Annotated in this window: 33 protein-coding genes; 23 read left to right on the plus strand and 10 right to left on the minus strand. The window is 58.6% G+C overall.

Features of this window, described 5'->3' with window-relative positions; all coding sequences use genetic code 11:
* Positions 1 to 166 precede the first annotated feature (166 nt).
* Entirely contained in the window at positions 167 to 577 is a 411-nt protein-coding gene (locus tag D3P04_RS23375) for a DUF4145 domain-containing protein (protein WP_182912849.1), read from the plus strand.
* A 43-nt stretch (positions 578 to 620) separates the two neighbouring features.
* On the opposite strand, the gene D3P04_RS13395 is transcribed toward D3P04_RS23375, so the two are convergent.
* From D3P04_RS13395 to D3P04_RS13410, 4 genes are all read right to left on the minus strand, one after another.
* Positions 621 to 827, minus strand: coding sequence for a hypothetical protein (locus tag D3P04_RS13395; protein WP_119749710.1), 207 nt, complete (start codon positions 825 to 827; stop codon positions 621 to 623).
* On the minus strand, positions 824 to 1,111 hold the full coding sequence (locus D3P04_RS13400; protein ID WP_119749712.1) for a hypothetical protein: 288 nt from the start codon (positions 1,109 to 1,111) through the stop codon (positions 824 to 826). The genes D3P04_RS13395 and D3P04_RS13400 overlap by 4 nt, the downstream gene beginning before the upstream one ends.
* 62 nt (positions 1,112 to 1,173) lie before the next feature.
* Positions 1,174 to 2,157 (minus strand): DUF2303 family protein, encoded by a 984-nt coding sequence (locus tag D3P04_RS13405; RefSeq protein ID WP_182912850.1) that lies wholly within the window; start codon positions 2,155 to 2,157, stop codon positions 1,174 to 1,176.
* A gap of 12 nt (positions 2,158 to 2,169) precedes the next feature.
* On the minus strand, positions 2,170 to 2,532 hold the full coding sequence (locus tag D3P04_RS13410; RefSeq protein WP_119749714.1) for a hypothetical protein: 363 nt from the start codon (positions 2,530 to 2,532) through the stop codon (positions 2,170 to 2,172).
* Positions 2,533 to 2,876: 344 nt separating this feature from the next.
* Here D3P04_RS13410 and D3P04_RS13415 point away from each other — a divergent pair, with 344 nt between their 5' ends.
* On the plus strand, positions 2,877 to 3,575 hold the full coding sequence (locus tag D3P04_RS13415) for a hypothetical protein (RefSeq protein WP_119749716.1): 699 nt from the start codon (positions 2,877 to 2,879) through the stop codon (positions 3,573 to 3,575).
* A gap of 20 nt (positions 3,576 to 3,595) precedes the next feature.
* Here the strand turns inward: D3P04_RS13415 and D3P04_RS23380 are convergent, their stop codons facing one another.
* The 4 genes from D3P04_RS23380 to D3P04_RS13430 all read right to left on the minus strand — a co-directional run bounded on the left by D3P04_RS23380 (position 3,596) and on the right by D3P04_RS13430 (position 5,306).
* Entirely contained in the window at positions 3,596 to 3,733 is a 138-nt protein-coding gene (locus tag D3P04_RS23380; protein ID WP_182912851.1) for a hypothetical protein, read from the minus strand.
* Positions 3,730 to 4,068: a hypothetical protein gene (locus D3P04_RS13420; RefSeq protein ID WP_147391932.1), complete on the minus strand. Its 339-nt coding sequence runs from the start codon at positions 4,066 to 4,068 to the stop codon at positions 3,730 to 3,732. The genes D3P04_RS23380 and D3P04_RS13420 overlap by 4 nt, the downstream gene beginning before the upstream one ends.
* Positions 4,069 to 4,385: 317 nt before the next feature.
* Positions 4,386 to 4,658: a hypothetical protein gene (locus tag D3P04_RS23385; protein WP_119749720.1), complete on the minus strand. Its 273-nt coding sequence runs from the start codon at positions 4,656 to 4,658 to the stop codon at positions 4,386 to 4,388.
* Positions 4,659 to 4,976: 318 nt separating this feature from the next.
* The gene (locus D3P04_RS13430) at positions 4,977 to 5,306 is read right to left on the minus strand and encodes a helix-turn-helix domain-containing protein (protein ID WP_119749721.1); all 330 of its coding nucleotides are present in this window, start codon (positions 5,304 to 5,306) and stop codon (positions 4,977 to 4,979) included.
* Positions 5,307 to 5,691: 385 nt separating this feature from the next.
* Between D3P04_RS13430 and D3P04_RS13435 the strand changes: the two genes are divergently transcribed.
* The 7 genes from D3P04_RS13435 to D3P04_RS13470 all read left to right on the plus strand — a co-directional run bounded on the left by D3P04_RS13435 (position 5,692) and on the right by D3P04_RS13470 (position 9,860).
* On the plus strand, positions 5,692 to 5,925 hold the full coding sequence (locus tag D3P04_RS13435; protein ID WP_232845003.1) for a hypothetical protein: 234 nt from the start codon (positions 5,692 to 5,694) through the stop codon (positions 5,923 to 5,925).
* Positions 5,926 to 6,064: 139 nt separating this feature from the next.
* Positions 6,065 to 6,325 (plus strand): hypothetical protein, encoded by a 261-nt coding sequence (locus D3P04_RS13440; protein WP_147391933.1) that lies wholly within the window; start codon positions 6,065 to 6,067, stop codon positions 6,323 to 6,325.
* A 271-nt stretch (positions 6,326 to 6,596) separates the two neighbouring features.
* Positions 6,597 to 7,226, plus strand: coding sequence for a DUF1376 domain-containing protein (locus D3P04_RS13450; protein ID WP_119749729.1), 630 nt, complete (start codon positions 6,597 to 6,599; stop codon positions 7,224 to 7,226).
* A gap of 252 nt (positions 7,227 to 7,478) precedes the next feature.
* Positions 7,479 to 8,042, plus strand: a complete 564-nt coding sequence (locus tag D3P04_RS13455) for a hypothetical protein (protein ID WP_182912852.1) — start codon at positions 7,479 to 7,481, stop codon at positions 8,040 to 8,042.
* Positions 8,039 to 8,737, plus strand: coding sequence for a hypothetical protein (locus D3P04_RS13460; RefSeq protein WP_147391935.1), 699 nt, complete (start codon positions 8,039 to 8,041; stop codon positions 8,735 to 8,737). Before D3P04_RS13455 ends, D3P04_RS13460 begins: the two co-directional genes overlap by 4 nt.
* 71 nt (positions 8,738 to 8,808) lie before the next feature.
* Positions 8,809 to 9,234, plus strand: coding sequence for a hypothetical protein (locus D3P04_RS13465; protein ID WP_119749735.1), 426 nt, complete (start codon positions 8,809 to 8,811; stop codon positions 9,232 to 9,234).
* A gap of 278 nt (positions 9,235 to 9,512) precedes the next feature.
* Entirely contained in the window at positions 9,513 to 9,860 is a 348-nt protein-coding gene (locus D3P04_RS13470; RefSeq protein WP_119750147.1) for an HNH endonuclease signature motif containing protein, read from the plus strand.
* Positions 9,861 to 10,103: 243 nt separating this feature from the next.
* Here D3P04_RS13470 and D3P04_RS13475 read toward each other — a convergent pair whose 3' ends face one another.
* Positions 10,104 to 10,595, minus strand: coding sequence for a YciE/YciF ferroxidase family protein (locus D3P04_RS13475; protein ID WP_119749737.1), 492 nt, complete (start codon positions 10,593 to 10,595; stop codon positions 10,104 to 10,106).
* Between the two features lie 175 nt (positions 10,596 to 10,770).
* Positions 10,771 to 10,941, minus strand: coding sequence for a hypothetical protein (locus D3P04_RS23390; protein WP_182912853.1), 171 nt, complete (start codon positions 10,939 to 10,941; stop codon positions 10,771 to 10,773).
* A 128-nt stretch (positions 10,942 to 11,069) separates the two neighbouring features.
* On the opposite strand from D3P04_RS23390, the gene D3P04_RS13480 reads away from it, so the two are divergent.
* The 14 genes from D3P04_RS13480 (at position 11,070) to D3P04_RS13550 (ending at position 24,242) form a co-directional block, all read left to right on the plus strand.
* Complete coding sequence (locus D3P04_RS13480; RefSeq protein ID WP_119749739.1) at positions 11,070 to 11,792, plus strand: hypothetical protein; 723 nt, start codon at positions 11,070 to 11,072, stop codon at positions 11,790 to 11,792.
* Positions 11,793 to 11,911: 119 nt separating this feature from the next.
* Entirely contained in the window at positions 11,912 to 12,529 is a 618-nt protein-coding gene (locus D3P04_RS13485) for a hypothetical protein (RefSeq protein ID WP_119749741.1), read from the plus strand.
* 106 nt (positions 12,530 to 12,635) lie between these two features.
* Complete coding sequence (locus tag D3P04_RS13490) at positions 12,636 to 14,573, plus strand: phage terminase large subunit family protein (protein WP_232845004.1); 1,938 nt, start codon at positions 12,636 to 12,638, stop codon at positions 14,571 to 14,573.
* Positions 14,570 to 14,770, plus strand: coding sequence for a phage head-tail joining protein (locus D3P04_RS13495; RefSeq protein WP_147391936.1), 201 nt, complete (start codon positions 14,570 to 14,572; stop codon positions 14,768 to 14,770). Before D3P04_RS13490 ends, D3P04_RS13495 begins: the two co-directional genes overlap by 4 nt.
* Positions 14,771 to 14,774: 4 nt before the next feature.
* Positions 14,775 to 16,325: a phage portal protein gene (locus D3P04_RS13500; protein ID WP_119749747.1), complete on the plus strand. Its 1,551-nt coding sequence runs from the start codon at positions 14,775 to 14,777 to the stop codon at positions 16,323 to 16,325.
* Positions 16,322 to 18,436, plus strand: a complete 2,115-nt coding sequence (locus tag D3P04_RS13505; RefSeq protein ID WP_119749749.1) for a head maturation protease, ClpP-related — start codon at positions 16,322 to 16,324, stop codon at positions 18,434 to 18,436. Before D3P04_RS13500 ends, D3P04_RS13505 begins: the two co-directional genes overlap by 4 nt.
* A gap of 80 nt (positions 18,437 to 18,516) precedes the next feature.
* The gene (locus D3P04_RS13510; protein WP_119749751.1) at positions 18,517 to 18,864 is read left to right on the plus strand and encodes a DUF2190 family protein; all 348 of its coding nucleotides are present in this window, start codon (positions 18,517 to 18,519) and stop codon (positions 18,862 to 18,864) included.
* The gene (locus tag D3P04_RS13515) at positions 18,864 to 19,193 is read left to right on the plus strand and encodes a head-tail joining protein (protein WP_119749753.1); all 330 of its coding nucleotides are present in this window, start codon (positions 18,864 to 18,866) and stop codon (positions 19,191 to 19,193) included. The genes D3P04_RS13510 and D3P04_RS13515 overlap by 1 nt, the downstream gene beginning before the upstream one ends.
* Position 19,194: 1 nt before the next feature.
* On the plus strand, positions 19,195 to 19,626 hold the full coding sequence (locus D3P04_RS13520; protein WP_119749755.1) for a hypothetical protein: 432 nt from the start codon (positions 19,195 to 19,197) through the stop codon (positions 19,624 to 19,626).
* A 61-nt stretch (positions 19,627 to 19,687) separates the two neighbouring features.
* The gene (locus D3P04_RS13525; protein WP_182912854.1) at positions 19,688 to 20,170 is read left to right on the plus strand and encodes a phage tail tube protein; all 483 of its coding nucleotides are present in this window, start codon (positions 19,688 to 19,690) and stop codon (positions 20,168 to 20,170) included.
* A 2-nt stretch (positions 20,171 to 20,172) separates the two neighbouring features.
* A complete protein-coding gene (locus D3P04_RS13530; RefSeq protein ID WP_147391937.1) occupies positions 20,173 to 20,520 on the plus strand; it encodes a GTA-gp10 family protein in 348 nt (115 codons plus the stop codon).
* A gap of 292 nt (positions 20,521 to 20,812) precedes the next feature.
* Positions 20,813 to 22,966 carry a phage tail tape measure protein gene (locus tag D3P04_RS13540; RefSeq protein ID WP_119749761.1) on the plus strand — a complete coding sequence of 718 codons (2,154 nt, stop codon included), beginning with the start codon at positions 20,813 to 20,815 and terminating at the stop codon, positions 22,964 to 22,966.
* Entirely contained in the window at positions 22,966 to 23,637 is a 672-nt protein-coding gene (locus D3P04_RS13545; RefSeq protein WP_119749763.1) for a hypothetical protein, read from the plus strand. The genes D3P04_RS13540 and D3P04_RS13545 overlap by 1 nt, the downstream gene beginning before the upstream one ends.
* Positions 23,637 to 24,242 (plus strand): hypothetical protein, encoded by a 606-nt coding sequence (locus tag D3P04_RS13550; RefSeq protein WP_119749765.1) that lies wholly within the window; start codon positions 23,637 to 23,639, stop codon positions 24,240 to 24,242. Before D3P04_RS13545 ends, D3P04_RS13550 begins: the two co-directional genes overlap by 1 nt.
* Positions 24,243 to 24,256 lie beyond the last annotated feature (14 nt).

Here is a 24,256-nt window from a genome sequence, read left to right on the forward strand (position 1 = left end):
CAGCACGGCGGCCCGCTTGGCTGTTTTTGGAAGTTGCAATACATGTTTCGGGGGCATCCTGGTTTTTGGAAACACGAGGGGCCTTCCATCCGACTATGCTCGCCGACCTTTGAGTAAATACGTTAAGAATTGGCCTGAACTTGTTGAACATATGGAAATTATAGGAATGGCCCCAAATTTCCCGAAACCCAGAAGTATCGCTCACCTTCCATGTCAAGTGGAAAATGCCTTCCGAGAAGGGGAGCAAAATCTCGCGGATCGAAGGTACCTTAGTGCCGCGGGAAACTATCGGACGGCTCTTGATCGAGCGATGAAAGACATTGCACCTGGGGGCACAGGAACACTCTTTCAAAAGATTGAACGCCTCGCCGACGCAAATGCATTGCCAACATCTATGATTGACCTGATGCATGAGATCCGATTTCTCGGAAACCAAATCCATGACATGGACGACCCCGATCCAGAGGATGTTAAGGCCGGAGCAGATTTCATCACGCTCCTTCTTTCCTACCTCTATGAACTTCCCGGACGAGTGAAAATCGCTGCCGAAAAGCGGGCCGCTGCGAAAGCTGAGTAAAGAAGCAATTTGATGTATCTCGCCCAAGGTCTTACTGATTAGATCAGGACGCTTCATGACTTGCCTCAACCGCCTGCCCAATCTCCGCCGCCAGCCGCTCGATCATGTCATCGCTGGCAGCGACACCATGTTTTTCGAGCAGATACATCGCGGCGGCTGTCGTGCCGAGATCGCCGGAATAGGTTTGTTTGACCTGAAAGGCGTATGCCTCGCGCAGCTGCTCGGGGGTGAATGTGGGGCGATCGGTCATTTCAGCATCCAAAGCGCAATCAAGCCGCCGATCGCTGTTCCGACCGCGCCGAACACGACATAAATCAGATCACGCCAGGCCAACCGATAGGATGGGTCAGCATTGGCCATGTCATCGTAGAACGCGTCGAAGACATGCACGGGTGCCGATGTGTTCAGATCATCGCAGGCAGGCAGGTCGATCGGTAGCGACCAATTGGGCGCTTCGCTCTCAGGGCCCTGATAGGTGATATGACCCAGATGGCGGGTGACGAATGGATCAGGCATGGACTTCGTGGCATTCATGGATTGCCTCCCTTTGACTGTTCTGGATGGCCGCCCAACGCAGGGGCGGCGCACCGGAAAAGTCAGGAAGAGCCTACTTCGGGCACACCCATCAGCAGCTGGACTTCGGTTTCGGCCTGCGCCCGGTTCATCGCCTCCCGCGCGGCATCGCGCAGCGCGACATCGGCGTTATACAGGCTGACAATGAACCGGATGTCGCTGCCCGACTTGCGATAGCGGAACCGCACGGCCAATCGATACAATGCACCTTCCTCGAAGACCGGAATGGCAATCATGAACAGGTTCGGCAATGTCAGCGGCTGTCCGTCCGGATCACGGTGCTCGGTCAGAAACTGGACCTTTTGTTCACCTGTGTCGCGGCTGGTCTTGACCTCCAGATGCCCGACCTCGTGAACCTTGAATTCACGCGAGAGCAGGTTGAGGGCAGCGTATTGGCCGAAGCGGCCCTGAAGCTTGCCCGCAATCTCGATCATCCGCATTTCCCACGGCTCAGCATCGGCAGTGTTCTGTCCGAGCAAGGCGGGCGTCGGATCAAGGAAATCATCGGCGTTATCTTCGATGAACTCTCCGAACTCATCTTTCGTCAGGCTCTTGCCATCGATGCCGGTCCAGCGCTTCCATTCCTCGGAGACCGGGAACGTATAAACGCCGGTGTGGCGACCATGGCTTGCGTTCGGGTCACCATTCTCGGCATCGATCACCGGCGCTCCACCGCCGTGATAGTCGATCACCGAAACCAATTTGGGCGTGGGATGGATCTGACCGAACAAGGCGGTGGCATCGCCCTTAAAGCGATTGGTCCAGGCAATCAGACTGTCCAGATCGGCCAGCTGCGCCTTACCCTTGCGCTGGAGCGGCCGCAACGCCTCGATCACTTGCCGATGCTGCGCAGTGAGATCATGCAGCCTCATCGCCTCCGGAGCCGCAACGATATACGGTACTTCCGGCGCTTCTGCAGTCGGCATTGCGAGGATTTGCACCTCGCCTACGCGCTTCATTTCCTCGATCACCGTCTCGGCGATGTTCTTCGGGGTTTCCGTGGTCACTGTCCGTTCTCCTTATTCGGCTGTGCGCAACTCGCGACGGCCGTCACCGGCATCGCGGATTTCCATGCGGGATTGCGCGGGGTTATGGGTGGTCAAAGCACCCGAGCCGGTGATCCATCCCACCGCCCTATGCTTGGGCGGCTTCGGCCCGACAATCCTGTCTTCGATCGCCATTTCGATCTGGCCAAAGCGATCAAGCTTCATATCGATGGTGATCGTGATCTTGCCCTTGGCGGCGGTCGAGAAATCCTGCGAGAACTGACGCATCTCGATATTGTTCGCTTCGATGCGTTCCAGCAGATCGGGCAGGTAATCCCCGTTGTCAGCCAATGACAGCAGCTGGTCGAGGCTGCGCAGTTCGGGTGTCTGCGACATGGTCAGATCCTTTCGTCGTGAGAAAAAGACCCGCGACCGCGCATGGTCGAAAGCAGCTGCGCGGCCGCAGGCCAGTTGGAGTGCGAAGCAGTTCGGCACCCATTCGTTGCCTGGGGAGGCTTCATGGCTTGAGAGATTAGGGACAGCCTTTCATCATAAGATTTGACTGCCTCCCCAGACCCGCGCCCACCACGGGCGCGAAACCGGAAATCAATATGTTGCGTAGATTTAGAGATCACCCCATAATTGTATGGGCGGGGTCCGAGAGTACCACAAATACCCTCGAACCCCTTCATCACCTTATGACACAACCACAAGGAGACGATCAGGATGGAAGAAATCAGATGGTCCAACGCAACGAAACAATGGCCAAGCGCCCCGAACACCAAGGGGTTAGGTCCGCGACAGCCTACGCCAAGACCGACGCCCAATACGGGGCCGGGACCTCGCCAGCCAACGCCCTCGGGACCGCAGCCGAAGAAATGAGCAGCCCGACCGACCGCGAGAACATCCGCTTCAACGTCCTGAGAAACGCGCTGTACCACACAGCGCGTCGCCGCACGATGGAGCGGTGGAACCGCATCTTCAATTTTCTCGTGATTGCACTGGGCACAGCGGCAGTTGGCAATGCCTTGGTCGATTGGGGCGTTCAGGCATACTGGGGAGGGATGGCAGTTGCGATCACAGGGGCACTCCAGCTTGTTCTGGACTTCGGAGGACAAGCTCGCAACCATCAATTGTTGCAGCGTGATTACTACCTGCTTCTTGCCGACATTGAGGAAATCTTGGAGGCCACAGAGGAACAGCGCGCCTCGTGGCAAGGGCGAATGATCCGCATCACAGCAGATGAACCGCCGATGCTCCGCGCCATCGATGCAAAAGCCTATAACGACGCGATTGATGCAACCGGGTACTATGACGAGGATCAGCGGCTTGTAGTATCGTTCTGGGATCGTCTGGCAGGCAGTTATTGGGCGTTCGAAGGTAAGCAATACCCTAAAATCTGTGAAATCAAGGCCAAGAAGGCCATGCCCGAAACCTGAGTTTATTTCAGGTACCACGATCACCACCCGAAAACCTGCCGCACGGTTTCACCGCCCCAGCGGATCAACAGCGCCATGAAGAACGGCAGCGTCAGGAAGAGCGTGACGATCAGTGAAGCCTGGGCGGCGCGGAGGGCGAGATACTGCGCGAGGGTCATGACGGATCCTCCGCGTCATCGAGCCTGAACGTCAGGCTCTCGACCTCGGTCAGGTTGATAACGAAGCCAACGTACCCAATCGCCTTGACGTGCAGCGATCCCGTGAAGCTCGCGCCGTCATGAACATCTGACAAAAGCTGATCGGCCTTCGAGAACGACACGCCCGGAAAGCGATCAGTGTTGCCACTTCGATACCTGATAATCAGCGTTCCGCTCGGCTCCTCCGCATCGACGTCGGCGATCTTACTAATGCGGGAACGCTTCGCATCGGCGTAGGAACGTCTCGCCTCAAGCTTGGCGATATCGACGTTCGTGAGCGTTGAAGTGAGTTGCATATTTCTCTCCATTTCCGCGATTGCTCCGTTGCCGTTCTGGCGAGCGGGTTCTCCTGCGGCATGAAGAAACAATAAGTGTGATACATCACACCGTCAATATATAAAGTGTGATTTATCGCACTTCGGTTCGCACCCTTCCCCGCGCTGTGGTAGAATCGGGGCATGGATAAGAACCAATAGCACATGAAAAAGCCCGCTGATTCGCGGGCGTAGGAGTTGAGATGAAGCTAAAGGATAATGGTCACACGTATTCGGTCGAAGCATCCACTAGCGACGAAGAGAAGCGGCTGAACTCGATCACCGAGCGCCAGTTATGGTTATTGAGACAGCAAGCGTGGAGTTAACCAGTCAATCACTTCCTGGCTGTTCCGACCGCACCATGGCTTCGAGAGCCGTATAACCAACAAATGGTCATTACTATCCAGAATCTGTTTAAACCGATCATACACTTGATCCGAAGTGAGGGTCGTATCAACCGCATATGAGCTTTCTGATAGCCTCGCCCAGCTACCAAAATCCTTAATCTTATCAACGATCTTAGGGCGAACGGTTTCCTTGTTTAGATCATAGGTAATCAGAAAAACGGTCATATTATCCTCCCTGACAGTTTTCTGATTTCAGGGTCTGTCACTGACCTTGATTCTGCAAGCGTAAATCCGCCGATAATCTTTCCTTTGCCTGTCGAGGCTTATCCTTACCATGACAATTTATCGCCTCGGGTTGGCGGCTACCCGCTCACACTATCTAGCCCGATTCTCGAAACTGTCACCAACCTATAGGCGCATACACAACCTGTTGTGTGGTTGTTCTTTCGTTCTCACTGGCTATGCAGGAAGCGCCATGGGAGAGGTGGTAGATGGAACCGACGCAAATCGCAGAAGCGACCGAATTTCAAATCTTGCTTGCAATCATTGCTCTGACGCCGGCGCCCGAGGAAGGGATAAGATTGCCTCTGCCAGTCGCTCTTGCTCGTCTGGACCGTATTTCGAAAGAAGCTCTAGTAGGCGCGGCGCAATAACCGCATGGGGAGCATTCCCGGTTAGCTCATCAATGCTAGCGTTGAGTGCGGTTGCTAACTTGTAAACCGTCGAAAGCTTAGGGCTCTGCGAATTTCCTTCGAGAATATCCCGAACGGCACGGCGGTTCATGCCGGCCTTCTTAGCTAGGCTATCAGGATTATCTCCCTGAGCCTTCATTTCAGCTTCAAGCCTTCGGCGGAATATCTCGTTTATCTCCATGCGGGATTGATATTCCGGGTGTGAAGTTTCTGCGAGTGTGAAGTTTCTTCTTGCTATGTGTGATTATTCACACTACGTTGCGAGGCATGACAGATACTGATGCCCTTCTTAATGAGATGAAAAGAGCGGCCGCTGACCTCAATATGTCGGTCTCTACGATTGGCAGATTGGCAGGTCAAGGTGGGCGCTTCCACGCCCGCCTTGAGGCAGGAAAGCGGGTATGGCCGGAGACGGCTGAAAGGGTGCGGGATGTCATTGCGCGCCTTCGTCATGAACGCGCGCCCAATTCCTGCAACCAGGAGGCGCGGGGATGAAACTCGCCGCGCCCCCGTTCTCCAATCCAACTCCAGTTTCACCATCACAAATGAAACATGGAGACTCTTCGATGAAAAATCCTGCCGAAAATCCACGAAGGTGGTTTCGCAACATGCTATGGCGCGCTTTTCCATCGCCATCCGAGCATGATCTGACCGTCAAGGCCGCGGGCGTCCTCGATGTCTCGCAGCGCCAAGTGAAGAACTGGCTACGCGAGGAACATGACGCTTCGCTGAAATACGTCATGGCCGTTCTGGCTATCGCGGGCGCCGAAATCGTCTTCGGCAAGATCGAGAGGCGGTGATGGGCAAGCTCTGCAATTACCTGCTGTATCGCTTCTACAGGGCGCGGTCTGTCCGCGCCCTGAACCTGCATCATCGTTTCAAAACGACAGCGGAAAAATTCTTCCAGCGCGGTGGCTTCGATTGGGATGAGGGGGATTAATGAAGAATAGACCTGCCATTACTCGCGCGCGCGTCCGCGAAATGCTCCGGAATCGTAGCGTCGACCGCGTTGCGGCCGATCTGAAAATGGATCCCGAGGAAATTGAGCAGATTGCCGCGCTCACTGGCGGCGTGGTGCTGCGCTGTAACGATACCGGCAGCCAGTGGCGGGCAACGGGCTGGCGCGGTGCATATCGGCAGGTTTGTATGCGCGGCCTGACGGATTGGGATTGGTGGCCGATCGGCGGTGACCCAGCATGATGGTCGATCACCAATATCAGCACCTGGCTTCAGTCTCATGCCGTGCCCTTTGGTGCGCCGTTCTGGCGAATGCATGGGTTGAGGCAATTTACCCATCATCTCGTGCCCACCCAGTCGAGATCCAGCAATCCCGCAACTGGTTCGGTAGCTCAGACTTCTTTCAGGTCTGCGCATTGGCCGGCGTTGAACCCAGCCAGGTCATGATGAAGTTCACAGCAGCTATCGCCTTGCGCAATCAGCCGACCAGGCGTGTTCGCGGGAGGGTAAGGGTATGAGTGAAACCACAGAGTTCTGGGCCTATCCCCTCAAATTCGGCGACACGCTCAAGAATTTCGAGTGGATGCCGCTCTTCACGAAACGGCTGCTGACATCGCATTTCGTCAACGCGGCTGTTTATGCCGGCCGTCGCGAAGATATAGGTACCGCGCTACTCCTATGGGCTGCCAGTATGGAAAGTGACCCAGCAGGAACGTTGCCGGATGATGACGTGGATCTGGCGCAAGCCGCTCGTTTCGGAGCGGATGTCGAGGGCTGGCGCCGCGCGCGAGCCGGCGCTCTATATGGCTGGAAGCCTGTCCATATCGATGATGCGCCGCCGGGCGCGCAACCTCGCCTCGGCCATCCTGTCATAGCGGAAATCGCCGCCGATCAGTTCAGGCGCAAACGCGGACGTGAGCGGGGTCGCGAAGTTGCCGCCTGGGCCACGGTGAAATCCCGCGTCCGATCGAAGCTCCGGGAGGCGAAACAGGCGCGTATTGCGGAAAATGAGCACGCCGTCGAGCAGATCGCGCAATGGCTCAAGGACAACGATCTCTACGTCACGGGCGAGAATGTTCGTGTTGCGCTCGAGGAAGTCATGGGCGGGCCGAAACTGGTCCACCTGAACGGGAGGGATGTCTGACGCCGGTGTGATCCGGTCCTTTAAGTTGCTGTAATGCTGCTGAAATCAACTGAAATGAACTGTAATGATTTCACTTCGTTTCAGATGGATTTCAGCAAGATTTCAGGTCCGCAACTGAAATTGCCCTACAGGACAGGGACACAACATCACACCGACAATGACATGGACAAAGACATAACACCTTTACAGGGCCGGCAGCGCCGCACCTGTGGATAAGTCAGAAAAAGAGCTGAGAAAGGAGGGATGATTGCGATGTCGGGTGTAACAGCGGAAGCGAGGGCGCGGGTTGATGCGCTGTTGTTTGAACCATTGGCGGGTTTGGCGCGTAAGCGCGGGGTGAGCGCCGAGAAGCATGAGAAAAGCTTGGATCGCTTGCGCGGTTGGCTCAGCTACATGTCGGATGACAATCTTCGGGCCATGCGCGACCTGATCGCGCGGCATGCAGTGAAGGGCGTCTGGCCCGAGGAAGGGTTGATCCGGCATTGGTCGATGACATTGCAATGCCCTCCTCCGCGCGATTGTGCCTATGCGCGCAGCCTGATCAAATCTGCAATGGGTCGCCAGGCAATGGCAGAGGGCTGGGCGGTCGAGCTGTTCCAGATCGCGAAGAAGCTCGGCCCGCCCCCGGGCAAATACATCATATCCCGCCTCAAGCAGGATGCCGACAGCAACAGGCACAAGCGGCGCGTAATCCGCGAGAACATCGAGGCCGGGCGGGCAACACCTGATGAAAAGCGCTGGCTGGAAAGCTGGCATGCCGAACTGGCCGAAATCGAAGCCATCCAATCCGCCGTGGAAGAAGGGACAGCAGCATGACAATGATCGACCGGGCGGCGGGCGCAGCGCGGCTGCTTGATGAGCGTGATCGTCTCGCAAGGCTGATCTTTCGCGCGCACCCTGCGGAAGGTTGCGGCCCGGCTATTCCGGTTGCGCCGGCGCGCGGGCCGCAACGCAGTGTGACGCCGCATGTCATGATGCCCGATCCGAAAGACAAAAGCGGCTGGAAGGTCGAGGAAACCGGTTGGCGCGGGTTCAAGGCGGCGCAGGCCATGGACATCTTCGACACGCTGGCGCTCAAGGCGGCGAAGCGGAAGGAGGTCCCACCCTTCACCAAGGGACAGGTGAATGTGGCTCGGCTCTATCGAGACCTTGTCGAACGGCATGATGCCGGCGGCATGAAGCTGGCCAGCCTTGAAGGCAGGGTAGCGTCCGGATCAGGCAAGGGCGGTGATTTCATGGATGCCTTCCTTGCCGAGGGCGAGGCGATCCGGCGGATGCAGCGAGCGATCGGCAATGGGGTCGCAATGCAGGTTCGTCGGGTTCGGCCATCGGTTCGGGGCGGGAAGTCGGCACGCAACATTCGCGATCGTGATCTGGTCGATGCGATCTGTCTGCATGGGAAATCGTTTCGCCAGGTGCTGGAGGTGCATGGGTGGACAGTCACCGGTCGGAACGTGCAATCGCTCATCGGGGCGCTGGGTTGCGTTTTGAACCGCATGCAGCAATATTGAGGCCGTCAAAACGCCAATAAAGTAATCCCTGTGCTTATTCCCTTTGCTCAGACCATGCAGAAGGCCTCATAATGCAACAACAGCCCAAGTATTTTTACACGACATTACACGTTTCCAAAGGTGGCGGCGTTTCTGCAATAAGGAATAAATCCAAGGGCAGTATCGCCAAACTGGCACAGGACATTGCCAGCGTTATTGGCTTTATGGTCAATCAGTGGAAGATCAAACAAGAGATGGACCGCTTAGAGCCAGAAATCGATGAATATATGTCGACAGATGGCGGTGTGCTCGTTCAATTCTCATATGCCGTCCCTCCGCTTGTCAGTGGAAACAGTCATAATCCAATGTTTCAAGGCGCCAGTATCGCCGGATATGGGTGCAGTGAAGAGCAGGTGATCAAAAAGTGGGAAAGCCTGCAAAAGTTAGGCACAATCAGACCATATTATGGGGAAGGCTGGACATGGGAAACTTCGCTTGTATGGGTCACGAGCCAGTAAAACACGCAAAGCCAAATATGTTTTAACGCCGATGGGAAAAATTCTTCCTTGACGGCTTAGGACACACGGGCGCATAAGTATTGCCATCATCTAGACGTGCGCCCGCCGGGATCAGCCTCCCCGCGGGCGCTCTTCGTCTCCGCGCTTTTGCCTGTGCCCCTCCCGTTCTCCATTCGGGTCGTACTCACATACTTGGGGCACAGACATGAGCGCGGCCCCGCGGGATGTCGGAGGGACTTTCCTCAATCGCCGCGCTCTTCGGTTTACAGGAGGCAATCATGTCGCGCTTCAGTCTGTACAAGACGACGCGCTGGAAACGTTCCCGCCTCGACCATTTATCTCGTGAGCCGATATGCCGATACTGTCGTCAGATGGGGTTCGTGAATGACGGTTCACTGACCGCCGCCGGTGAACGGCAATCCAATCCGAAGCGGCGATTCCTGGTTGTTGACCATATCGTGCCCCATCGCGGAGACCTTGCCCTGTTCTGGGATCAGGCCAATTGGCAGACGCTATGTCCGGATCACCATGACATCGTCAAGCAGCGCGAAGAGGTCAGAGGCTTCTCCAATGCTCGCGGGCCGGATGGCTGGCCCCTCGATCCGCATCACCCGGCCAACCGGTAGGGGGTGTCGGAAAGTCCAGGAGGGCATCGGCTGGGGACCGGTGATGTACAGGAGTATGATCAGCACTATGGGTATCCCCAACAGGTAAGCGATAATTCCCTTCATTTTCGTCTCCTCGATGGCAGAAATGAACTGTCCGGATGAGCCGATTAAAGCTCCATCCGCGCCCTAGTCGCGCTCATGATCTGGAGTGTGCGTCCGCCGAGTTACCCCGTGCAGACGCACTTAGTTTCGCAAGCGGTTCTACTTTTTCGACGACTTCTTGGCATCGTTCACTGCGGTGACAGCGAGTGATGTCAACTTGCTATTCGCCGCCTTCTCTTCGTCAAGTATCGAAGTAAGGAGTGTATGCGCTTCATCATGACCAAGTTCTTTGGCCCATTCCCGAAGCGTACCGTACCGCGCGATCTCGTAATGTTCGACTGCTTGTGCCGCACCGATCAACGCGACATCGAGCGCATGACCCGATGCCTCTTCAATCAGCCCATCGGCCTCTTTGAGCAAACCATCCATTGCATCGCATTTTTCGCCCTCGGCTTTCTTGCCGATAGACTTGAACACGGCTTCCAGCGTTTTGATGTGGCCCTTGGTTTCTTTCAGGTGGTCATCTATCGCCGCCTTCAACTCGGCATTGTTGACCGATTTCGATACCATAGGCAGCGCTTTGGACAAGGCATTCTCGGCCCAGTAGATATCTTGCAAGGTGTGTTCGAAGGCATCTGCTAACGTTTTCATCACTATGTATCCTCTTTTTGCGTCCCTCGACCGCTCTAACCAACGTTCAACTGAAAGTGAGGTTCCAACTCTTCAACCGCGCCGCCTGGATCATCCCCTCGCAGGTGTTCTATGTTTCCGCGTTCTGGCAGCGTCCTGACATCAGGCTGGGCTTGCTTATGCTCCCCGGCACTTCTCAGGACGCTTCCTGATCGCGGGGCTCAGAATCTTCAAGGATTTGTACGACCCGCACAGCCAACTCTTTCGCGTCGCCGCATTCGACCTTCAATTCGCCGCACGCTCGAATAACGGCCGTCATGATGTCTCGCCGCACAATACCGTCAAGAATTTCCACATCTTTCGTCATATGGTCTCTCCCTTGTTTGGCTGGTTCTGCGTGTTTTGTCCGCAGTCCCATTAAGCGCATACAATAATAACTCGCATGCGCTATTTGCGTTCCGCTCGTTTGCCGCTTCACCCCTGATGGGACTGTATATGCTGAAAATCGCGATTGAAGACCGACAGCTGCGCAAAAACATGCGCCAGTTGGCAGAGCGTGACGTCCGGTGGGCGGCAAAGTTCGCGCTGGACGATACAGCGGTTGATGTTCTGACACATGTGCAGGATCGGATGGGCGAAGTCTTCGACCGGCCAACCCGGTTCACGAAAAACGCCTTCATGGTGAAGAAGGCACATACCCGCGACCTTGAAGCACAAGTCACAGAGCGGCCATCCGTCGGCAGGCGTCACTACCTGAAGGCGCAGGAGTTCGGCGGTCAAAGACGCCAGACCGGGTTGGAAAGCCTGCTGGACGCACGACTCGGATACGATGGAATCATCTCTGCCGTCACTCCGGCCGGCGGCGCTAAGCTGAATGCCTATGGCAACTGGTCGACCGGTGAACGCAACCAGGCGCTGTCGGCTGTGCAGGCTCAGCGGGATGCCACGGCAAACACGACCAAGCGGTCACGGCGCAGAAACAGGAAGCGGGCCGGTTTCTTCGTGCCGCGCGCTGGCTCGAAGCTATCGCCCGGCATCTGGAAGCGGAATGCGGACGGCTCAATCCAGAAAGTGATGCACTTCACGCGAGCCATTCCGGTGTACGATGAGCGCCTGGGCTTCTTCGATGGTGCCGAGCAGGTTTGGCGTGACCGCCTGCCCCTGCATTTGCGGCGGACCATCGGGCGCGCGGTCGATCGAATGCACAGCCGCGCCTGAATTTCGGCGGGTCCTTCCAAGCCCTGATCGCTCGGGGGTTATTCGCGCCCCGATGGTTCAGTGCCCCTTAACACTTTGGAAAGCCTTAACCGGCTTAACAACTGGAATGGTAAAGGAACATGTCGAACCTGAATGCCACTGAACTTGCGGCCAAGCTGGATGTCTCGAAAGCACGGATCAGCCAGTATGTGAGCGAGGGAAAGCTGGACGGCTGCTATACCGGCGAAGGACGGTCGCGCAGATTCGACATCGAGAAGGTTTCTGCGGCGCTTGGACGTCGCCTCGATCCTGGCCAGATGATGGGCAACGGCTCTGAGACCCGCAAGGCGCTGCGCAACATCGAAGCCGGGGAATCTCCGCCGCCGCGAGCGCAGAAAGCCGACACGCCGCTGCCGCCGAATGATCCGGACCGCTATGAGTTGGCCCGCATACTCAATGCCGAAGAGGATGCCCGCCGCAAGCGTCGGGATAACGAACGTGACGAAGGCCGATGGGTGCTGGCCGAAGAGGTTGCCCGGCACACCGCCCGCACGATGGCGCAGGAGGTTGCCCAGTTTGAAACGGCATTGCGCGACGGGGCCCGAGCGGTCGCCGATGCGCTTGGCGTCGATTTCCGCGAGGTGCGCAAGATCATGATGGATCAGTGGCGGGCGCACAGGGCGAGCCGGTCGGAACAGTTGCAGGCTGAATCTTCGATCGCACCGATGTCGGACACCGAAACCGGGGCGCAGGTCTGACATGGGGTTTCTGTCGTCTGCCGAGGCTGCGGTTCTTCGCGGTCTCGCAAACGCTATGACACCCCCGCCACCGCCGGACATTACCCGGTGGTGCGAAGACAATATTGTGTTTGATGAACGATCACCCTTCCCCGGCCCTTTCCGGATCGACCGTTTTCCTTTTCTGCGAGATATCCACGAGGCACTTAGCCCTGAACATCCGGCACGCGAAGTCACGCTGCGCGGGAGTGCCCAATGGGGCAAGACGATTTCAGTTCTGAACCCGACGATTGCGGCATGGCATGAATACGGGCCGCTCGATAGTCTGGTCGTTCACCCGACCACCTCATCCGCAACGGAATGGGTGCGCAACAAATGGATGCCGATGCGTCGTCAGGCCCCGAGCCTGCGCGCGGTATTCGGCGAAGGTCGCGGAGAACAAACAGACACGTTGTCCAATCAGGAAACCCTGCGTCGGGACGGGTCGCTCAAAGTGGTCAGTGCCGGGTCGCCAGACGATCTCGCCGGCACGACACGCCGCCTCGTGATCATGGATGACGTGGCCAAATTCGAGATGACGCCGAAGGGCGATCCCGAGCAGCTGGCCGCCAGCCGCGCTTCGGGTTTCGAGGATGCCAAGATCGGCCGGATTTCCACTCCGCAGATCGCTGGCACATGTCGGATCACACGTGCGTTCAACCGTTCGACTCAGATGTTCTATCACGTGCCCTGCCCGCATTGCGGTAACATGGCGCCGCTGACCTGGGAGAATTTCCGCAAGAATATTGACCCGGAAAACCTGCATGCCGCGCATTTCACGTGTGAGGCGTGCAACGAGGCCATCTCTCACGCGCACAAAACCGCCATGGTGGCGGCAGGAAAGTGGATCGCGCATAATCCTCGTGGCGATCATCCGGGGTTTCACCTTTGGCGGGCGTATGTGCCGCAGCGGGATTGGGCCTCGATCGCCGTCGAGTTCGCCCAGGTTATGGGCTGGACCGGTGTCCAGGCCGACATCAAAACCGAGGACGAGACGCGCGAGAGCGTCGAGGAAGAAACCGAGCAGACTTTCTGGAACGATGTCCTTGGGCTACCATTTGAGCAGGCCTCGAAAGGCCCGGACTGGGAAAAGCTGCGCGACCGGACGGAGAATGCCGAGGAAACGCAGGTGCTGGCTCGATCGATCGTTCCGGCATGCGGGGTGCTGTTGACCGCCGGGGTCGATTGTCAGGCGGATCGGATCGAGGTGACGATCTGCGCCTACGGGCGCAATTATCGTCGCTGGGTGATCGACCATCGGATCATCCCGCATCATATCGGCGATGACGAAGGCCGCGCCGGCCTGGACGCGCTGCTGAAATCGACATGGCGCACTACACTGGGGCTGAGATTGCCGCTGGACATGATGGCGGTCGATGAGGGGGCCTTTACCGAGGATGTGCGGGACTGGGCGAAAAAATATCCCTGGACGCGGGTGATCTTGATCAAGGGATCGTCCTCGGCCAATGGTCCGACGCTGCGCCCGCAATCGGATCGCCGGGCCAATGGTCGGGTGATCAAGCGTCAGAAGCGCGGCTGGATGTTGAATGTCAGCCAGATGAAGGCGGATTTCTACGCCTGGCTGGCCAAGGAAGATCCTGAAGAACGCGGTTTCGTCTCCTTCGCCCGTGATCTGGGCGATGAATATTATCGCCAGATCACCTCCGAAGTGCGGGTGCTGAAACGCGCCCCCTCGGGCGTGATGGTGTCGCGCTGGGAATTGGTCGAGCCGTCGCGGCGCAATGAGTGCCTCGACACGATGATCTATTCCGAGGCCGCCGCCCGAAAGAAAGGCTGGACGGCCATGACCGATGGTCAGTGGGATGTCCTCGAGGCTGCTCGCGGCGTTGCCGCGCCAGAAGATCAGGGAGACCTGTTCGATGCGGCCATGCCGGTAGTGCCGCTGTCCGAACGGGCCATGCCGGTGGAACCGCAACCGGAACAGTCACCGGAGGCTGAAGCCGCGCAGGAAACCAGACCGCAGCCAGGTGGATGGCTCGGCAATCGCAAGGGGAAATGGTTGTGACCACACCTTGGACGATCCAGCAATACCAGACGCTGGTGATGATGATCGCCAAAGGCGTCACCAACCTCGAAGTGAATGGTGAAAAGGTCGCCTATCGCAGCCTGGATGAGATGATGCGCATCAAGTCCATGATGGAACGCGATCTCGGCCTCGTGTCCGTCTCGCGCCAGCAATATCCGGCATTCCGGAAAGGGTGATCTGATGAACCTGATCGACAAGACCATTGCGGCGGTGGCACCGCAGTGGGGCCTTCGCCGTGCCCGCGCCCGACTGGCGATCACCGCCCATTACGATGCAGCCAAGGTTGGCCGGCGGACATCCAGTCTGCGTGCATCGCGCACGGATGCGGATGGTGCTGCGCGTGGCCGGGACCGGATGGCGGCTTTCGGTCGCGACATGGTGCGCAACACGCCATTCGCGGCACGGGCGCAAACGGTGATCACCGGTGCCGTGGTTGGCGACGGGATCATTCCCAAGGTCACTTGCGCCTATCCCGATCTGAACGATCAGGTGATCAAGCGCATCCGCCAGCGCGGGTTGCGCCGGATTGAACAGCATCTCGACAGCTGCCTGATCGACCGGGCCGGTCGCCTGAACCTGTATGGTCTGCAACAGCTGGCCATGCGGACCATTGTCGAATCTGGCGAGGTGCTGATCCGGTTGCATAGCGAGGATGTGCCGGGCGGGCTGCCATTCCAGATCGAGGTCCTGGAACCGGATTATCTCGATACCGGGCGCTATGGCTGGACATCGGACGGTGCGGAAATCCGCGAAGGGATCGAATTCGATGCTGCCGGACGACGTGCGGCCTATTGGCTGTTCCCCGAGCATCCGGGGGCGGACTGGTCGCCGCATACCAGATCGGGCGTATCGGAGCGCGTCCCGGCGGATGAGGTTTGGCATGTCTATCGCCTCGACCGGCCCGGCCAGAATCGCGGCGTGACATGGTTTGCACCGGTGATGATGCGACTTCAGGACCTGGGCGATTTCGGTGATGCGCAGTTAATGCGCCAGAAGATATCTGCCTGTTTCGCGGCCTTTCGGATCGGGGGCGACGAGTCGAAGGCGTCGGAGTTCACGGAACTGGCTCCGGGGCTGATCTATGATCTGGGTGACGCGGAAGAGGTCAGGTTCGCCGAACCTCCCGGCGTCGATGGCTATGACGAGTTCACCCGAAACCTGTTGCGTTCGGTCGCAGCGGACATGGGCGTGACCTACGAGGCTCTGACTGGCGATCTTAGCCAGGTCAATTTCAGTTCTGCCCGGATGGGACGGCTGGAAATGGATCAGAATATCAGTGCCTGGCAGCATCTGATGCTGATCCCGCAGATGATGCAGCCGCTGGCCTCGCTGTTCGTGAAGGCGTGGCAGTCCGTCGATGGAGAAGAATTGGCCGATGCGGGTCTGCCTGGAGATATCTGGGATCACCTCGACCTGTCCTGGGTGCCTCCGCGCAAGATCATCGTCGATCCCGCGCGCGAGTTCTCCGCGCTGCGCGAAGCGGTGCGCTCAGGCTTTGCCTCTCGCCAGCAGGTCATTCGCCAGCTTGGGATCGATCCCGAACGGCTGCTGGAGGAAATCGCGCAGGATCGTGATGAGGCGGATCGCCTGCAGCTGCCATTCGACAGCGATCCGCGAGCGGATGTGTCACGCCAGACTTCGGCAGGCATCGGCGTCGAAGAGGTGATCGAGGAAATGCAGGCACGCGCGCGCGCCGGGCAAGCCGAAGGCAAGATCAGGAGAATACGATGAACGAACTTCTGCTTTACGGAACAGTGGGCTCGTCTTTCTGGGATGAGGAATTTTTCACGGCAAAAACGGTGCGTGAATCCTTGGCCGGAATGAGTGGCCCGTTAACGGTCAGGATCAACTCGGGCGGCGGGATCGCGACCGAAGGTCAGGCAATTTACACGGCACTGCGCGCATATGATGGCCCGGTCGATATCGTGGTCGAGGGCATCGCGGCCTCCGCCGCCAGCTTGATCGCGATGGCGGGCGACTCCATCACAATGTCTCTCGGCTCGATCATGATGGTCCATGACCCGGCCAGTTGGTGGATCGACGGGCGCGGTACCGAGGAAGACCATCTGCATGCTGCCAAGGGTCTTGGGGTCATCGCCACCGCCTATGCCGGGATTTACGCCAAGCGTGCCGGGATCACCGTAGACGAAGCCCGCGCCATCATGAAATCGGAAACATATTTCGATGGGCCCGGCGCCGTTGATGCGGGCTTTGCGACCGCATCCGATGATGACGGCGATCAGATCGAACCCGCCGCATTCGATTACGGCCTGTATCGAAACGCACCTGCCAATCTGAAAGCCGTCTCGGGAAGATTGTCTCGCGACCGGCAACGCTCCGAGGTCTTTGCCATGATGGCAGGGCCCAATTTCACCAGTGGCAAGAAAGGGAAACCTATGCCGAAATCCAAAATGACGGCCAGTGCGGTCGCTGAAGACGACGACATCGCGGCGATCGAGGAAGACGATACCGAGATGCAGGGTGATGAGGATCAGGTCGATCCGGAAGCTCGCGCCGAAGGTGATCAGCCAGAGGCCGAAAACGATGACGATCCTGAGGCGGAAGAAGATGAGGATGCTCCCAAGGCAAGCGCCTCGCAGATCATGGCCGTGGTCAATATGTGCGCACTTCATGGTGCGCCGGATCGCGCGGCCGATTTTGTCAATCGCGGCCTGACGCCGAAACAGGCTTATGCCGAACTGACCAGCAAAGGGGACAAGAAGGTGAAGATCAATGGTCGCGGTCCCAGTGCCCGCATCATCCGTGATGAGCGTGCAACGCGCCGGCAGGGCCTTGAAGAAGCGATCGTCGCGCGCATGTCCCGGACCGGCGACGTTCGTGGTCCTGGCCGCGAATACATGTCGATGACCCTTGCCGAAATGGCGATGGCCGGCATGGGCCGTCGCGATCGCGTCGCGCGCGGCGGAGGTGAGCAGCGCGCAATCGAAATGGCGTTTTCGTCGCATACCACCAGCGACTTCCCCGCCGTCTTCGAGAACGCCATGAACAAGCGTCTCGCGACGGCCTATGCCGCTGCGCAACCGGTCTACCGCGCTATTGCCGAACGGATTGACTTCACCGATTTCCGTCCCCATCCGATCGCGCAAGTGGGCGACTGGCCGACGCTCTTGCCTGTCGAAGAATCCGGAGAGATCAAGTACGGCACCGTCAGCGACAAGAAGGAAAGCGTGGCCCTGGTCGCCTATGCCCGCGCATTCCGGATCACGCGCCAGATGATGGTGAATGACGATCTGTCTGCCATCGACAGGATCATCAACACCCGCGGGCGCGCGGTGGCGGCCTTCGAAGACGCAACCTTCTTCGCGATGATGTTGTCGGGATCGGGCAATGACGGCCCGACGCTTCTGGAAACCGGTCGCCGGGTCTTCAATACCACCGATGGAACCAAGGCCGGAACGGCCTCCGCAATTACTCCGGCGGGCGTGTCGGCCGGATATGCCGCAATGCGGAAGCGGAAGGGCGTGTCCGGTGAATCCTTCCTGGCCGTCGAGCCGAGAATCCTGCTGACTGGTCCCGACAAGGAATTCGAGGCCATGCAACTTCTGGCTCCGATCCAGGCTGCGCAGGCATCGAACGTCAACCCCTATGTCGGAAAGCTTAACCCGGCGACGACACCTTATATCACCGGCAATGCCTGGTACATGTTCGCGGACCCATCGGAGGTTCCCGTGTTCATGTACGGCTATCTGCAGGGCGAAGAAGGTCCGCGCCTGCGCACTGATGAGCCGTTCGGCCAGCAGGGTGTCGCCTATTCGGTCGAACTCGATTTCGGCTGTGGCGCTACCGATTTCCGTGGCGGCTTCAAGAACGCCGGCGCCTGATCGGGCGGCGACATCCAGATGACGAAAGGGCGCCCGCAGGCGTCCTTTCGTCATTCATGCATCATGAAGGGAAAATAGTCATGGCAAAGAATTTCGTTCAGCCGGGTCATGTGGTCACCCTGACCGCGCCCGGTGCGGTGACCAGCGGAGCGCTGGTACAGGTTGGAATGCTGGTTGGAGTCGCGCAGTTCGACGCGGCCTCCGGTGCTCCGGTAGAATTGGCCCTTGAGGGGGTTCACGAGTTGTCCAAGGTTTCGGCCCAGGCATGGACTGAAGGTCAGGCGATCTATGTATCCTCGACCGGACTTGCGACCACGGCGGCGACCGGTAATGTCCTGATCGGTGCTGCTGTTGCCGTTGCGGCCAACCCCTCGCCCACCGGCATGGTCCGTCTGAATGGCGCGGCACCGGCGGCAGCCGCGACCTGATGACTTCCGTCTTTGACGGCATGACGGGGATCCTCGCCGATGTGTTCGGTGCCCCCGTCACCTGGCATCCCGCCAATGGCCCTGCCGTCGAGATCCAGTCGATCTTTCGCGAAAGTCCGATCGAGGTTGACGGGGCTGATGGTCAGATCGTCAGGATTGAGGCACCGACTTGGCGGGTGGCACGTGATCTCGCCCAGGCGGTGGCGCGCGGAGATCAGGTTACGGTTCCCGACGGGCGAAAATTCCGGGTGATGGTTGTCCATAATACCGGGTCCCCCGCGCGGGACGCTTTTTTCATCTGTGAACTGCAAATCGCTGCGGGTGGCTGATATGGCGCATTATCGATCGCAATACCGTCAGGTCGCACTTGCGGCACTCACCGCGCATAGCCGGTTCGCGAGTTTCACTCGGCTCAAGGTCTGGGCTGGTTCGATCGACGACCAGACTCTGCCGGTGATTGGCGTGTTGACGCCGCAGGAACGCCGTGAGCAGCCTGGCAAACCATCCGTCACCTGTCGCACGCTTCTGCAGGTCGTTGTCCGTCGCCTCGGCCACGATGACGTGGAAGATCAGCTCGATGATGACAGCGAACTGATTGAAGCCATTGTCTCGGACAGCTTTCTCAAAATCCGTCAAGGCTGCTTTCTCGAGGACCTGTCTGTGGTCACCAATACGGACGGTCACAGCAACGTCGCCACGCTGGTGATGAGTTTCCGCCTGACCTCCTTCCGCAAAATCCCGTCCCTGCCTCCCGCACCATGATGCAAGGGCGCGACCTGCCCTTCATCACATTCCCCATCTTCAGCACCCATTGGAGGGTTCCATGAGCGACGCAATGATCGGTTACGATACAGAGTTCCGCATCAAACCCACGCCGGCTGCGGCCGAATTCACACCGCTGGCCGAGGTTTACAGCGTGACGCCACCTGAGGCGTCGATCGACCAGGTCGAGGTGACAAGCTTCAAATCACCCGGTCGCAAGCGCGAATACATTCCCGCGCTCGGCGACAACGGCACGGCATCCTGCGAGATGAACTTCGTTCCGGGATCAGCCACCGATCTGCTGATCGAGGCCCTGATCACCTCAGGCAGCGTGGTCGGTGCGGAAATCGAATACCCCAACGCCACGGTTGTGGCGTTCAACTGCTCGGTCTCAGGCTATTCGAAAGGTGTCCCCGTCGATGATCGCATGACCGCCACCGTTGAATTCCAGGTTACCGGCGCGGTGACGATCACTCCGGGTCCGGAGGTCGCCAAGGCGGCGGGCTCGGTAACCGAACCTGTGACGACCGGCGAGGAGGGATGATCATGGCGAATGGTTTCAAAGGCGAGATACGGCTGACTTATGAGGGGCAGTCCTTCACTATGGTTCTCGATTTCAACGCATTGTGCGATTTCGAGAGCGAGACCGGTAAGAACGCTCTGACCGAACTTGAGGGAATGGAGGCCGGAAATCTGTCGGCTTCGGATACCCGCGCCCTGATGTGGGCCGGGCTGCGCCAGTGTCACCCTGACATGACACTGCAACTGGCAGGCAGTATTCTGAGCGAGAATGCCGATGCGATCCAGCGCGCAACTGCCGTCATTGCGGCGGAGGCCGAGAAACCGGAGACGAAACCGGGAAACCGGATGCGCCCGACCAAGGCTCGGGCGTAACAATCCTCGGTCTGCTGGAAAATTATATTGCGGCAGGGTTCAACCCCGACGCCTTCTGGCAGCTGACACCGCGCCTCTATCAGATCCATATGCGGGGCGCCCACAAGCGGCTCGATCGCGAAGCGAAAGAAATGGCCTGGGCTGCCTGGCTCACTGCGGTACTGACGCGCGCCCAAAAGATACCCCGGCTTAATCAATTCATCCCGGCGGAGAAGAAAGCCGCGTCCAAAGCCACGACCTGGCAGGCACAGCTTGCAGCGTGGAAGGACTATGCAGAGAGGAAGAAGAAGTAATGGCATCTTCTGTCATCGGTGCGTTGCGGGTCAATCTCGGCCTTAACGATGCCCAGTTCCAGCGTGGGATGGGCTCGGCCAATAGTCGGTTGTCGCGCTTCGCGGCGATGGCGGGGAAGATCGCGGCAGGGTTGGCTGCATCATTCGGCAGCGCCGCTGTGGCCATGGGGGCATCAGCGATGAATGCCGCTGCGGAAGTCGAGCGGCTGTCGCAGGTGGCAGGAACCACGCCTGCGCAATTTCAAGGTTGGGTGGCAGGCGCAAAAACCGTCGGCATCGAGCAGGAGAAACTGGCAGACATCCTGAAGGATGTGAATGATCGGGTCGGCGATTTCGTCCAGACCGGTGGCGGCCCGATGGCGGATTTCTTCGAGAAGATCGCCCCGAAGGTCGGCGTCACCGCCGATATGTTCCGGGACCTGTCCGGTGCGGATGCCTTGCAGCTCTACGTGTCCAGCCTGCAAAAGGCCAATGTGAACCAGCAGGATTTCACCTTCTATATGGAGGCGATGGCATCCGACAGCACCCTGCTGATCCCGTTGTTGAAAAACGGCGGCAAGGCAATGGCCGAATATGCCGATCGCGCCGAGAAGATGGGTGCGATCATGAGCAACGAGATGATCGGCAAGCTGAACGAAGGCAAGATCGCTGTTTCGGAAATGCGCATGGCAGTTGACGGGATGAGGAACACCATCGGTGCGCAGGCCGTTCCAGCGATCAGGGCCATGGCGGCGGCTGTCGCCGGAGCGGCGATGTTCTTTCACCAGCATGCCGACACGATCGCAGATGTCATGCGCACTATTGCCGGGACTGCCGCCGTGGTCGCGGCCATGTTCGCCACGCGCTATGCGGTTGCACTGGGCGTCACAGCGGTCAAATCCATGATTTCTGCCTGGCAGTCCATGGTTGCCCTGAACATGGCACTGGGCGCGCAGTCACTTGCGGCTGCCCGTGCCGGCGCGGCGGTGAAGTTGCTGAGCGTTGCGTTACGTGGACTGCGCACGGCCCTTATCTCGACCGGGATCGGGGCGGCCGTGGTTGCAGCCGGTTACCTGGTCGGAAAGTTCGTCGAGCTGGTCGGTGCCGCTGGCGGATTCGGCAATGCCATGACCCTTCTGGGTGAAGTCGCCGGCCTCGTCTGGCAAGGCATCCAGGACAGCGCGCAAGCCATTCCACCGGCGCTCTCGGCTGTCTGGTTGAAGGTGAAATCCGAATTCCAACGTTTCATTTCCGACCTGTCCTATGCCTGGGCGGATTTCCTGACGTTCTTCAAGGTTGGTCTTGAGGCGATCGGTGCCGTTGAAACCGCCAATGCACTCGCAACCGGACCGATTGCGTCCGCGACGAAAGCCGGAAACGACGCATTGGATGCCTCCGCTACAGCTGCGGGCAATGCTGCAGCAAAACTGGCCGAGGCCGGAGCTGTCGTCAAAGATGCATTCGGACCTGCAATCGCGAAGCTCGGCGAGTTGAACAAGGTTGCCGAGGGGACAGCAGCAGCTGCCGGGGCAGCGCAGACCTATAGTGGCGCATTAAACGGTGCTGCAGATGCGGCGGGCGGCGCTGGCCGGTCTTCAGGCAATGCCGCCTCCGGTGTCAACAAGCTTGGCAAATCACTTGATGACGCATCGAAGAATGCCGAAACGCTCGGTAAGAGATTCGGCGATACCGCTGCGGACATCATCACCAAGTCCAGAAACATCGGCGATGTTCTGAAGCAACTCGGCCGGGATCTGCTCGCTTCCGGGATCGGAAGCCTGTTCACGAATTTCCTTGGCGGCGATGGTCTGACCCGAGCGCTACGCGGTGCCGGGTTGAATCCCACGGGCGGAATTCTCTCCGGCCTGATCCCGGGCTTTGCCAATGGCGTGAGAAATTTCAGCGGCGGGCTGGCGGAAATAAATGAGCGCGGCGGTGAAATCGTCGATCTTCCGAGCGGAACCCGGGTCATTCCTCATGACGTATCGATGCGGATGGCGGAGAAAGCGGCGCAGGATAGCCTGAATGTCGCGATCACCATGGATCCTTCGACGGGCGCGCTTGGCGCCATCGTCAGAAACGAGGCGGGAAAGATTGTCGCTGAGGCCGCGCCTTCAATTCTGGCCCAGGTGCCCGAGGTTATGAACAACCACGACAAGCGGTGGCGGCCATAATGCAGGTTACCTTCCCTCATCAGCAACTCTTCAAAGAGGTGCAGTTTTATCCCGTGGGCATGTCTCTCGATCCGCAACGCTCCATCAGTGGCGCAGAAACCATTGTGCCGACAATGCGCGGCCGTTGGATTGCGGCAGCGACATTTCAGCTTATCGGCGAGGCGGACTCGCTGGAATGGCGCGCATTTCTCGCCCAGATGGAAGGCCGGGTCGGAACAACGCTGGTTCCGGCGCTTTCAATGTTCCGCCCGAAAGACCGTGATGGTCATGATCTGGGTTTCGGTGACGCAGCCGGCATTGCCCATGCGCAGAGCTGGGAACATTTCGGCTTCGAGAACGGGAATGTTGAGCGAATGACTGTGGCCGCGAACGCGCCGCTGCGAGCCATGCAGATCGATGTCACCCTTGGCAATACGACCGGCATTCGCCCAGGGCAGGATTTCAGCATCGGGGAACGTCTCTACCGGGTACAGGCACATTGGCAGCCCGACGCGAATACCCATCGCCTCATGATTACGCCGGCGCTGCGTGAGGCCGTCACGGCAGGCGCACGGGTTGAGATCGAGAAGCCGGTCTGCCGGATGCGGTTCGTTTCCGAAACGGAAGGTCAGTTCCCGGAAAGCAAAGAGATCGGAGCCATCGTCACATGTAATTTCGAGGAAGCGATCTGATGGCCGCGCGTGACGATCTTCTTGCCATCCCGGATGAATTCCTGCGCAGTGGTCGGGTCGGCCAGGCTGCCCTTGTCTTCATGGATTTCCTCGATGCACCGAAGCGTTGGTGGTCTGGCTATGGCGATCTCCCGGCGGGCGGGTTTATCTGGCAAGGCCTTGGTGATCTGATCAGTATCAGTCCGATCAGGACGTCATATTCTATTTCGGCAGAGCAGGTGACATTCGAGCTCGCCGCGACACCTGAAATTCTGGCTCTGGCCCTTGCGGCCAAATCCCGCGTTCGGGATCGCGCAGTGACCGTTTATGACCAGCTCTTCGCGATGGAAGATGTTTCGATTGATTCCTCGGAGATTCAGCGTGGTCAGCCAATCGGTTCGCCATTTTCGATGTTCAGTGGCACGATGCAACGCATGCCATGGTCTGCGAACGGCCCCAGTGAACGGACAATCCGCCTTGAAGCCGAAGGATTGTTCTTCCGCCGCAACGCGGCGCCACGCGGTCGTTGGAGCGATGCCGATCAGAAATCCCGCTACCCGGGTGACAGGGGGCTGGAGCGCTTGCCGATCTACGCGAATGATTACGAGACCCGATGGCGAGGATAAGGCCGGCAGGCGCC

The sequence above is a fragment of the Paracoccus onubensis genome (assembly GCF_003591515.1).
Lineage (GTDB): Bacteria > Pseudomonadota > Alphaproteobacteria > Rhodobacterales > Rhodobacteraceae > Paracoccus > Paracoccus onubensis.